10 protein-coding genes are annotated in these 12325 nt (G+C 32.0%); 8 read left to right on the top strand and 2 right to left on the bottom strand.

The genetic code is table 11. From position 1 onward, the window contains the following. Positions 1 to 5 precede the first annotated feature (5 nt). Together KDK92_RS02160 and KDK92_RS02155 are read right to left on the bottom strand one after the other, a co-directional pair. Positions 6 to 1250, bottom strand: a complete 1245-nt coding sequence (locus KDK92_RS02160) for a complex I 51 kDa subunit family protein (protein ID WP_250857393.1) — start codon at positions 1248 to 1250, stop codon at positions 6 to 8. After that, on the bottom strand, positions 1247 to 1741 hold the full coding sequence (locus KDK92_RS02155) for an NADH-quinone oxidoreductase subunit NuoE family protein (protein WP_250857392.1): 495 nt from the start codon (positions 1739 to 1741) through the stop codon (positions 1247 to 1249). Before KDK92_RS02155 ends, KDK92_RS02160 begins: the two co-directional genes overlap by 4 nt. A gap of 312 nt (positions 1742 to 2053) precedes the next feature. Here KDK92_RS02155 and ptsG point away from each other — a divergent pair, with 312 nt between their 5' ends. The 8 genes from ptsG to KDK92_RS02115 all read left to right on the top strand — a co-directional run bounded on the left by ptsG (position 2054) and on the right by KDK92_RS02115 (position 12291). After that, the gene (gene ptsG / locus KDK92_RS02150; protein WP_250857391.1) at positions 2054 to 4045 is read left to right on the top strand and encodes a glucose-specific PTS transporter subunit IIBC; all 1992 of its coding nucleotides are present in this window, start codon (positions 2054 to 2056) and stop codon (positions 4043 to 4045) included. Positions 4046 to 4487: 442 nt separating this feature from the next. After that, positions 4488 to 7550 carry a GNAT family N-acetyltransferase gene (locus KDK92_RS02145; protein ID WP_250857390.1) on the top strand — a complete coding sequence of 1021 codons (3063 nt, stop codon included), beginning with the start codon at positions 4488 to 4490 and terminating at the stop codon, positions 7548 to 7550. Positions 7551 to 7659: 109 nt separating this feature from the next. Then, complete coding sequence (locus KDK92_RS02140; protein ID WP_250857389.1) at positions 7660 to 8052, top strand: GNAT family N-acetyltransferase; 393 nt, start codon at positions 7660 to 7662, stop codon at positions 8050 to 8052. Between the two features lie 124 nt (positions 8053 to 8176). Continuing rightward, positions 8177 to 8683 (top strand): GNAT family N-acetyltransferase, encoded by a 507-nt coding sequence (locus KDK92_RS02135; protein WP_250857388.1) that lies wholly within the window; start codon positions 8177 to 8179, stop codon positions 8681 to 8683. A gap of 112 nt (positions 8684 to 8795) precedes the next feature. Then, the gene (locus KDK92_RS02130) at positions 8796 to 9335 is read left to right on the top strand and encodes a GNAT family N-acetyltransferase (RefSeq protein ID WP_250857387.1); all 540 of its coding nucleotides are present in this window, start codon (positions 8796 to 8798) and stop codon (positions 9333 to 9335) included. Positions 9336 to 9478: 143 nt separating this feature from the next. Next, complete coding sequence (locus KDK92_RS02125; protein ID WP_250857386.1) at positions 9479 to 10546, top strand: serine hydrolase domain-containing protein; 1068 nt, start codon at positions 9479 to 9481, stop codon at positions 10544 to 10546. Between the two features lie 79 nt (positions 10547 to 10625). After that, positions 10626 to 11198 carry a GNAT family N-acetyltransferase gene (locus tag KDK92_RS02120; RefSeq protein ID WP_250857385.1) on the top strand — a complete coding sequence of 191 codons (573 nt, stop codon included), beginning with the start codon at positions 10626 to 10628 and terminating at the stop codon, positions 11196 to 11198. Between the two features lie 13 nt (positions 11199 to 11211). Next, positions 11212 to 12291 carry a serine hydrolase domain-containing protein gene (locus KDK92_RS02115; protein WP_250857384.1) on the top strand — a complete coding sequence of 360 codons (1080 nt, stop codon included), beginning with the start codon at positions 11212 to 11214 and terminating at the stop codon, positions 12289 to 12291. The last annotated feature ends 34 nt before the right edge of the window (positions 12292 to 12325 follow it).

Genomic DNA, 12325 nt, shown 5'->3' with positions numbered 1-12325 from the left:
TCCTATTAGACCCAATTTTCCATTTCTTCTCTGAAATATCTGAAAGATGAAATTAATGAAGTTGGAGCGGTTTTCCCTAATCCACAAAATGAAGCATTTTTCATAACATGCGAGAAGGTTTCCATAGTATCTAAATCCACAAGAGTTCCTTTTCCAACTTTGAAATTATTAAGTAGTTTCAAAAGTTGACGATTTCCTTCCCTACAAGGGACACATTTACCACAACATTCATGCCAAAAAAATTCACCTGTAGATATTAGAAAATCTAATAATGAATTGGAATCATCAACAACAAGTATGGCTCCAGAACCAATGCTTGCACCGTATTCAGCTAGCTCTGAGTAACAGTATTTTACATCTATTAAGGCGGATGGTAGTAATGCTCCAGAGGAACCACCAAGTTGAATAAATTTTAGATTTCTATTATTTGATATTCCGCCACCTAATGAATATATTATTTCTCTTAAGGTTATCCCGAAGGGAACTTCGTAAACTCCAGGCTTATTTACATTGCCGCATAGAGAAATTAGCTTTGTTCCTTTACTATGGGATGTACCATATTTAGTAAAGTCCTTTGCGCCTCTTCTTAAAATAGAGGTTGCAGCAGAAAAGGTTTCTACATTATTAACTAGTGTAGGAAGATTAAAAAGTCCACTTTGTTTTATATATGGAGGTTTAAGTCTTGGTTGACCACTTCTACCTTCCATGGATTCAATAAGGGAAGAATTCTCCCCGCATACATAAGCGCCTGCTCCAGAGAAAAGTTCAATATCAAAATCAAGACCAGTGTTAAGAATATTATGACCTAAGTAACCATTAGTTCTACAAATATCAATTACGCATTGAGTCTGTTTATGAAGATATTTGTATTCTTCACGGATGTAAATATAACCTTTATTTGCCCCAATTGTTAAAGCTGCGATTATCATGCCTTCTATTATACTGTATGGCTCATATTGTATTAGATATCTATCCTTAAAAGTAGCTGGTTCACCCTCGTCAGCATTGCAGATAATAATTTTTTCTGAGGAAATAACTTTAGATGCTTGGCACCATTTTTTCCCTGTGGGGTAAGCAGCACCACCACGTCCACGAAGACCAGAAGATTTTAATTCATTTATAATCCATTCATTCCCGTTATTTAAGGATTTTTCTAAGGCTTGGAAACCACCGAGTTTTTTATAACCTTCAATATCGTTGATTTCATATTTACCAAAATTAATTTTAAAGAAATCTACTTTATCAATCATTGAAATTTCCTCCTATAGGAATTGATAATATCTTTAATCTTGTCTTTGGTAAGATTGCCATGAACCTCGTCGTTTATACGTATTGCAGGAGAAATATCGCATGCACCAAAGCAAGAAGTGTATTGAAGGGTGAAAAGACCATCTTCACTGGTTTCGCCAACGGATATTCCTAATTCATTTTCTATTGGTTCAAGGACATCCTTGTATTTATTTACAGTGCATACAGGGCTTTTACATATTTGTATTAGGATTTTTCCTTTAGGGTGGGTTGAAAGAGCTTCAAAAAAAGTAATAACTTCATAGGTTTTGCTTAAAGGTACAGAAATTCTTTTGCTTATATATTTCGAGATTTCTTCAGGTATGAAGTTACCTGGGATGATTTCTTGAACTTGAAGAAGAATAGAAAGTAGTTTGAATTCAGAGTAACCGTGTGCTTCTAGAACTGAATCTACTTTTAGCATTAGTTCTTCATTAGATATAAAATCGATCATAAATACAACTCCTTATAGGACAGATTCTTTAGGCATATGAAAAAAATAAACTAGTCAGATTACGAAGTAATTTTGAATAGTTTCAAGGCACTTTATCGCAAGCATACTTAATGTATGTAAGTGATGAAGTAACGTAGAAAGTATTCAAAAGGACGAGCAAGATGGCTAGTTTATTTTTTGAATGTGCCTCTTTTAAATAATATGACTTAAAGTATGAGGAATATGCAAAATCATTACTAGTATAACTAATTTTTTTCATAAAGTGAGGGAATAATACTTTTATAAAAACACAAAAGATAAGGAGATGAATATATGTTAAAAAAATCTTTTGGAGTATTACAACAAGTTGGTAAAGCATTGATGTTACCTGTTGCGATCCTTCCAGCAGCTGGTTTATTACTGGGTCTTGGGCATGCAAATGTATTAGGAATACCATTAATGGAACAGGCTGGAGGAATTATATTCTCTAATCTTCCACTATTATTTGCAATTGGGGTGGCTATTGGATTGGCAGATGGAGATGGGGTTGCCGCACTTGCAGCTACAGTTGGTTTTTTGATAATGAATGTAACAATTGGGATCGTAGCTAAAGTTCCCACTGATCCAGATATTATAAATAGCGATCCAAGTTTAGCACAGGTACTTGGTATACCTACATTACAGACTGGGGTTTTCGGTGGAATAATCATGGGTATTGTAGCGGCTATGCTATATAAAAAGTTTTATACCATTGAATTGCCGTCTTTTTTGGGGTTCTTTGCAGGGAAGAGGTTTGTTCCTATAGTAACTGCTGCAAGTGCAATCTTACTCGGACTAATATTAGTATTTATTTGGCCAACGGTACAGCTTGGATTAGATAAGCTTGCGGATGTTGTATTAAATCAGAGTAAGGGGATATCTGCATTTATATTTGGTGTTATTGAAAGAGCTTTAATTCCTTTTGGATTACACCATATATTCTATTCACCTTTCTGGTTTGAGTTTGGGACTTTCATAACCGAAGCAGGTGAAGTGGTAAAAGGTGATGTAGCTAGGTTTTTCGCAGGGGATCCAACAGCAGGTACTTTCATGACAGGAAAATTTCCTTTTATGATGTTTGGATTACCAGCCGCTGCATTAGCTATGTATCAGGAAGCAAGACCTGAGAAAAAGAAACTTGTAGCTGGGATACTAGCATCAGCAGCATTAACATCTTTTTTAACAGGAATAACTGAACCTATTGAATTTACTTTTTTATTTATAGCACCATTATTATATGGAATTCACTGTATTTTTGCAGGGATATCATTTATGCTTATGGATATATTAGGTGTTAAAGCAGGAATGACTTTTTCAGGAGGATTTATAGATTATCTTCTATATTGGAATTTATCAACTAAATCATGGTTGATTATACCTATTGGACTCTGCTTCGCAGTGGTTTATTACTTTGGATTCAGATTTTTTATTAGAAAATTTGATATTAAAACTCCCGGCAGAGAAAAAGAGGAGGAATTATTAGATACTGATAAGAAGGTTGAAAAAAGTGATTTACCTGTGCAGATAATAAAAGCTCTTGGAGGAGAAAAGAATATTGATAAATTGGATGCATGTATAACTAGATTAAGGATAACTGTAAATGATATTGAGAATGTTGATAAAGGGGTATTAAAAAAACTTGGAGCAGCAGGAGTATTAGAAGTAGGGAATAATATTCAAGCAATTTTTGGACCGAAATCTGATATTATAAAAACTCAAATGAAAAAGATAATGGAAAGAAAAATTCCTAAAGGGGAAGAAGTAGAAATAGATAAAATGGATATTGAAGAGACAGCAGAAAAAATAGATAAAAAAGTGATGAATTCCATCGAGATTGTTTCACCTATAGATGGAGAATTACTTGAATTAGAGGATGTACCTGATAAGGTGTTTTCAGAAAAAATGATGGGAGATGGATTTGCTATCCTACCTGAAAATGGTGAAGTTGTTTCTCCAATTGATGGAACAGTTGCTATGGTATTTGGTACAAAACATGCTATTGGGTTAAAAGCTGAAAATGGCCTTGAGTTATTAGTACACTTTGGAATAGATACTGTTAAATTGGAAGGAAAAGGTTTTGAAACATATGTTAAGCAAGGTGAAACTATTATGAAAGGGGATCCTTTAATGAGTGTTGACCTACATGAAATCAAGAATACGGTTCCATCGATAGTAACACCTATTGTTATAACAAATTTACCTAAAGATAAAGAAGTTTTAGTTCATCAAGGTAAGAATGTTAAAAGAGGAGAAGGAAATATTCTTACAATTAGAGACAAAGGTTAAAGTGTACATAACTCTAAAGAATAAAAAAACTTGTAATAAAGTGCTATTTATCATATAATATAACTATAATAGATATTTAAAGAAAATAAGAAAGGAGACTAATATAATGACAAATTTGAAATTAACTGCATTAAGAAAATTAAATAATTATTGGTCTGCTGTCTTGAGTTCAATGGATATCTAAACATTTTAAAATGATTTATAAAACTTAATAATGTTATTTGAGCCGCAGCTATGCGGCTTTTTTTGAATTTGAAAGTTGCATATTAATTATGTGACTTTTATTTATTTTGAAAGGAGTTTTAAAAAATGAAAATGCAGAAAATTCTTAAAAATTTCAATGGGAGAATTAAAAGTTCAAAGCTACTTTTTTTTGGATGAAGTGTAGTGATGAAATTGGGAATAGAATTAAGTTCTGAAAATGGGGAGGATGACGAAATTTATGTTATTTAATGAGAAAGAAATTGAAATAGTAGAATATAGTGAGGCATATGCTTCTAGTATAGCTGATATGTGGAATAGAAGTGGAGAAAATTGGGGTGGAGATACATCAGTAAAGACAGCAAAGGATATTATAAATGAAGTAAAAAATAGTACAGATATTAATTTGTTTGTAGCTCTTAATGGAGATGAAGTTGCAGGTACATGTAGTTTTGCTAGATATGCATTCGATAAAAATACAAGCTATATACCATTGCTGAATGTAAGACCAGATTATCATGGTAAGAAGGTTGGTAAAAAATTAATTCTCAGAGTGGTGGAAGAGGCTATGAAGAGTGAGTGGCCAAGACTTGATCTGTTTACTTGGGCAGGAAACTTAAAGGCAGTTCCTTTATATAAAAAGTCTGGATTCTTCTGGGAGAAGAATGATAAATCAGTGCATTTGATGAATTTTCTACCTTATGTTATGAATAGTGAAGCTCTTAAGGAGTATTTCAAAGAGTTACATTGGTATGAGGATAGAAAAATGGATATAGAAGTAAAACCTGATGGTATTGAAGAGGGGGAGTTTCAATTCTATGAATACCTATGGAAAAATGATAATAAAGAACTAAGAGTTCAGTTTGAGAGAAAGGGTAGAGTCCTTAAAGAAATTGAATCTGATGATTACTTGATTAGATGTTCTTTGGGTAAACAGAAGTTGATATTTGGAAGAGATTACGAAATTGAATTTGAAATCATAAACAAGAGTGGGAATAAACTTGAAATCTCTATTGCAGGGGTAAATGACAGAGAAATTACAAATAAGATTAAGCAAACAGTTTGTGTTTCGGATAGAGAATATATAATGGGAACTTTCCATGTAGGAGAACTTGAAGATAGAGTTAATGAGTGGATAACACATCCTTTAGTAAAAAATATTGTTACTATTAACGGAAAAGAAGTAGTTATGGGCCTTGGAATTGAGCCTGTATACCCTGTGAAAATGAGTACTGATACTAAAGATAAACAGTTTTTTAAGAATATTGAGCAGTTCACATATATAGATCTTGAGAATAGCTTTGAAGAGAAGGTTGAAATGAGATTTTCTTTGCCAGTAAATGATTATGTTGAGTTCAAGAATAGAGATGTTGAATTAGAACTTGATAGTAAGGAAAAGAAATCCTTAAGGATACCAGTGAAATTCATAAAAAGTGGATATGTAAATGATGAGGTAGATATAAAAGTTATAACATTATCTGGAGAAGTAATGTTTAAGAAGAAGCTTGAGATGGCTTTCAGAGGAAGAATAGGTAAGTTTGGTGGAGAAGATGAAAATAACTATTTTATATCTAATGGTAGATTCTTAGCTGGAATAGAAAAGTTTGATAATTCTTCTTTTGTTAAGGAATTTAAGAAAAATGTTTTAGGGTCAGAGGTATCTTGCCCATCATTAGGGGTACCATATACTGAGGAATTTACTAAGAAAAAGCCTAGTGAGGTAACTTATCATATTGAGGAAACGGCTTCAGTTATGAGAGCAAAATTTGAGTCTGATGATTTTAAAGATATTAAGATAACAAGAGTTATGAGATTAGAGGATGATGGTACTTTAGAAATTTATCATGAGATTCAAAATGTAGCATCAGAAATAAAGAATATATCTATGGTTAATGGTTCATGGTTCGATGCAAGTAATGGATATATGGCTTATGACAATAAACTTATTGATATTAGAAACAATGTTGACATTGGAATATGGTTATGGGATGATAAGAAACTTTCTGAAAACTGGATTTTCTCATCAGATTTTCAAGGAACAAGAGCTATGTGGTGGGACAAAGAGTCTAAAATTTCTATAGATAATTATAGGATTAAGCAAAAGGTAGAGGAATTGCAGTTACTGAAAAATTGTGTTGTTAAAACTCCTTCAATATATATGGCTAATAATGCTTTTGATAATTATGAGGAGCTTAGAAAAGTAGCAATGGGATGTGATAATCTACCGAAGCTCAAAAAAATCGAGCCAGTTGATTTTTCTGTCGATGATGGTAATGTTTTTTGTGATGTAAGTAGTAATGTTTATGTTAATAATTATAGAAAAGCACAACTAAATGGAGATGTGGAAATTTCAATTAATGGAGAAACGACATGTTGTGAGGAAATTGATTTCAAAGGAGAAGGTTCAAAGAAAATTGAGCTAGAGAAACTAAATGTGGGAATAAACCATATTCAGATAGAAGGAAACTTTGACAATGAGATTATTTCTAAAGAAAAGCTTATTTTCAATAGTGGAGTTAGTAAAATAAAAGAGATGATCAAAGAAGACGAAGGCAGAAAAGTATTTATTTTCTCTAACGGAATTATTGAGATGAAAGCATCACCTGAATTTTCAGCTGGTTTATTCTCTATAAAATATAATGGAGAAGAGTGGCTAGAAAGTTCTTATCCAAATAAGAGAGCAATGAGTTGGTACAATCCTTGGGGTGGTGGAGTATGTATGGTTCCTAGAGGGGTATCATTGAGCAGTTATCATGAAGAAAAAGTTCATGTGAAATTTATTGAAGTTCAAGATGAGTTCAATAATAAGTGGAGAGGAATTAGTAGTACAGTTATATTCCAGAAACATGAGAAATTCAAAGGTCTTGAAATTGAGCATATGTATTTAACAAGAGCTGATATTCCTGTAATCAAGTGTGTTTATAAAGTGACAAATAATTCAAATAAAAATATAAGCGCTAATTTCGAAAGAGCTGTATTTATTAAACAAGGAGAAAAAACTTCAGATTCATTCTATGAGTTTAAAGATAAGGTTGGGGACTTGAAAAAATATAAATGCGGTAAAACTGAAATTGAGATTGAAGTTAAAGGCATGATTTCAGTTGGATATAATACGAAAAAAGATAGAATGAATATGATGGCAAAAGGGGACGGATTATCATTTGCAGATTCAACAACTGATTACGTAGGGGTATTTGGAAATTTCTTTAATGAAATAGCTAATGGAGAAAATGAGGAAGTGCTTGAAGATTGGATTATATTCAATGATAGAAGAATAGATGATAGAGAAGTTGAAGATATTTAAAGAAGAAGTAGAGCTGTAATTAGATGTATGCTGCATGTGTATGTTAATTTATTACTTAACATGCAGCATAATTTTGAATATTTTCAATGAGTAATAGAGGTGGAATAGAGTGAACAGTTTAGATATTAGGAAATATAAAAAAGATGATTTTAAGAATATTCAAGAATTGTATAAAGAAGAGGGATGGATGACATTTGTTAATAGAGAAGAAGATGCTATAAAAGCATGGGAAAACTCCAATATTACTCTTGTAATTGAGAGAAATGGGGAAATTATAGGTTTTCTACGAGGAATTAGTGATGGGTTTATATCATCATATATTGCTGAGGTTATGATAAAGAAAGAGTTAAGAGGGAGAGGAATTGGAGGAATGCTTATTGAAGCATGCCACAAGGAGTTTCCAAGTGCTAGAATTGATTTGATTTCATCGGAAGAAGCACATGATTTCTATAGAAGAAATGAGTTCAGAGAGTTGGTTGGCTTTAGGAAAAGCTTTATATAGAGATACTATTGAAAATTTTGAGTGGGGGAAATAATTATGATTACTATTATTAGGTCATTTAAGAGATAATTCATAAAGAAGTATGTTTTATTTGAATAGATAATGAAATAGAAAGGGAATAGAGATGAATATAAAAATAGAGAAAATGCATGAAAAGGAAAAGTTAGACATAGCAAAGATGATAACCGAGCTTATGAATTATCATAGAAAACTTACAAAGGCTAGAAAAGAGTTCTACCAAACAGATGAAGAATCACTTGAAACTGTAAATGAGTGGAATGAAGAAGGGGAAATATATAAGATTCTTCATCAAGAAGAACTTGCTGGATTCTTCTATATTAAATTTGGAGGGCATAATGCTGCTTGGCTAGAAGATTTATATATTAAAGAAGCGTTCAGAGGAAAAGGATTAGGAAAAGCGGCAATGAATGAATTGGACAAGATGCTACAGGATAAAGGGATATTAGCCATGTTTGTTGATGTAATTCCTAGAAATACAAGAGCTATTGAATTTTATCAGGAGATAGGTTTTGATCATTTGAATATGATTCAGTTAAGAAAAAACTATGATAAGACCCTTGATAAAAGTGAAGAGGTAGATTTGTTAGGATATAAATTTAAGAAATATTAAGAATTAAGGAGTTAAAGAATCAGCTAGAGATACTAAGAGGTAAATTATATGAAAAGATGTGAAGTACACAATTGTAAAATATTGATAATCGCTATGAGGGGGAAATAAAATAATGAAAATACGCTTTCAAGAATTTAAAAATGAAATTGAGGATTTATTAGAATTCATGACATCTAATACTTGGGAATTCCATGCAACACCTAACGTTAATCCGGATAGAATTAGAGCGGCTTACGATAATGAGTATTATACTGGGGATGGTTGCAAAACATTTTGGGTTATTTCAGATGATGATAAGAGAGTGGGCATGCTGAGGGTTTATGACCTAGACGATGGGGCACCGCTGTTTGATATAAGAATTTCAAGTGAATACAAAGGTAGGGGGTTAGGAACAACAACCATTAAATGGTTAGTTAACTACATATTCAATAATTATACAGATACTAATAGAATAGAAGGGGATACAAGACAGGATAACTACGCAATGAGATGTGTATTCAATAAATGTGGTTTTGTAAAAGAATCTCACTATCGAAAGGCATGGGAGTGTAGGAATGGAGAAGTATACGATACCATTGGTTACGGAATTACAAGAGAAGATTGGGAAAATAAAAAAATTACCCCTGTAAATTGGAATGACTTTAAGTGTTAAGGATATAAAAACACAATTCTTAAAATGTGGACTTAGTTATAGTAATTAAATTATACAGTACAATGATTATATAGTTTATGTATAAATGATGCAAAATAAGTCGGTGTAAGATGTACTACACTAAATATTAAGGGGATTATGAAATGGGGAGAAAAGATAACATATTAAATATAATAAGTGAATTTGTTAAGAAAGAGGAGTTTTCAGGTGCGATTCTTGTTAAAGAAGGCAATGAGATAATTTATAGAGATGCTCATGGTTATGCTCATAGAGGATTTAAGGTTAAAAATAAAATTGATACAAAGTTTGATTGTGCATCAGTAACGAAGTTGTTTACAGCTATTGCTATACTTCAACTTGTTGAAAAGGGAGTTCTTTCATTAGAGGATAAAGTACTTGATATATTGGATATTCAGAATTCTAACTTAAATAAGAAGATAGAGATATTCCATTTATTGACTCATTCATCAGGTATGGGAGATGATGCTGATGAGGAGGCGGGAGAAGAGTATGAAGATTTATTTAAAGATAGACCTAATTATTCAATCAGAGAATTAGAGGATACTCTGCCTCTATTTATTCACAAAGAGCAGTATTTTAAACCAGGAGAAGGGACAAGATACAATAATTGTGCATTTACCCTTCTTGGATTGGTTATTGAAAAGTTAACAGGTGAGAAATATAGAGATTATGTAATAGAGAATGTATTTAAAAGAGCGAATATGAAGAACAGTGGATTCTTTAGCATGGATGATATTGTAGAGAATGTGGCAGAATGTTATGTGGATATTCTAGATGAAGATGAGAACATCATTGGATGGAAAAAGAATATATACTCATATCCTCCTTGTGGATTACCAGAGGGTGGTGCACTTACAACAGTAGAGGATATGGTGAAGTTCTACGAAGCTTTATTCAATGGGGAATTACTGGGAGAACAAATGACCAAAGAGATGATTACTCCAAAGATTGATGAAGGTGTATACTCAAAGCTTAAAGTGAAGAATGGTTTTGTTTTTGAATTTATGATGGATAGTGATAGTGATAAATTACATTACTTCAGAAAAGATGGAATAAACTCTGGTGTTGTAGCTAACACCATTTATATTCCAGATTATGATGTTAAGATAGCTATCTTAGGAAATCAATATTCAGGTGTTTGGCAGCTTGGAAAAGATATTATCAAAAGTTATATTGGGGAATACATGTAACAAATAAATGGATCATAAGCTCACTAGAGTTTATGATCCAATTTTCAAATAATTTAGTTCAATAGATGGAGGGATTTATTTGGGTATTGGAATAAATATGAGAGTCTTTGAGGAGTTTCCAGTAATTGAAGGGGAAAGAATTAAATTAGACAGGATAAAAAGTGAAAATGAAGAAGAACTTTATGAGATTTTGAGTGATTCAGATGTGGCTGAATATGATTGGTTTGAACCAATAGACACAGTGGAAAGAACCGAAAAATTCATTAATCATTATGATGAAGAGTATGAAGAAAAAGAAGAGATTACATGGGGAATATTCAATAAAGCAAATGGTAAGTTGGTTGGTATTTGTAACTTAGGTGACTTTGAGGATTCAAGTAGAAGATGTGAGGTTGGGTATGACATAAAAAAAAGTGAATGGAATAAGGGATATGCAACTGAAGCTATAAAGATGTTAGTTAAGTTTGCTTTATGTGATATGAACTTAAATAGAGTTGAAGCATTTGTTACTCCAGGAAATGATAGGTCTGTGAGAGTACTAGAAAAGAGCGGGTTTGTTAGAGAAGGATTAGTTCGAGAGAGAGATTTCATTAAAGGGGAGTTAGTTGATGGAATTATCATGGCTATTCTAAAGAGTGATTATTGTAAATAAGGAGGAGTATTTCATGGATAGAAAAGAAAATATAAAGAGAATAATTGAAGATTTTGTTAGCAAACAAGAATTCTCTGGTACCATACTTGTTAAAGAAGGGGAAGAAATAATATATAGAGAAGCACATGGATATGCCCATAGAGGGTTTAAAGTTAAAAATAAGATAGATACTAAATTTGATACAGCGTCTGTAACAAAGTTATTTACTGCTGTAGCAATTTTACAACTTATTGAAAAAGGGATTCTTTCATTTGATGATAAGGTACTAGCTATTTTAGATATAAAGAACTCTAAGCTTAACAAAAAAATTAATATATTTCATCTATTAACTCACTCAGCAGGAATGGCAGATGATGCTGATGAGGTGGCAGGAGAAAATTATGAAGATCTTTTTATAGATAAACCTAACTATTCAATTAGAGAACTGAAAGATTTTTTGCCTAATTTTATATATAAAGAGCAGAATTTTGAACCAGGAGAAGGTGTAAGATACAATAATTGTGCTTTTATTCTTTTGGGATTAGTTTTAGAAAAATTAACTGGAAAGAAATATAGGGATTATGTAACAGAGAATGTATTTAAAAGAGTTGGAATGGATAACACAGGATTTTTTAGTATGGATGGGATTGCTGAAAATGTTGCAGAAGGATATGTTAGAGTGAGAGATAAAAAAGGTAATATTGGTGGATTTAGGAAGAATATATATTCATATCCTCCTATAGGATCACCCGATGGAGGCGTACTTTCAACTGTAGATGATCTAGCTAAATTTTATGAATCCTTATTAGAAGGAGAGTTATTAGGTGAGCAAATGACTATGGAGATGATAACTCCAAAGATTAATAGTGGAAAATATAGTAAAAGAAAAGTTATGAATGGTTATGTATTTGAATTTACCATGAATAAAGAAAGTGATAAGATATATTATTTTATCAAGGAAGGGATAAATGCAGGAGTTGTAGCGAACTCAATGTATATTCCAGAGTATGATGTTAAGATAATGACCTTAGGAAATCAATATGCAAATGTATGGAAGTTAGGGAAAGATATCGTGAGAGCATATTTTGAGGAATTAAGAGGTATAAGCTTATAAAGTTAGAAACAACTAACTGGGTATATGAAATGGA

The sequence above is a fragment of the Oceanirhabdus seepicola genome, from assembly GCF_023684385.1.
Classification (GTDB): domain Bacteria; phylum Bacillota; class Clostridia; order Clostridiales; family Clostridiaceae; genus Oceanirhabdus; species Oceanirhabdus seepicola.
This window is presented reverse-complemented; position numbering and strand designations above follow the sequence as displayed.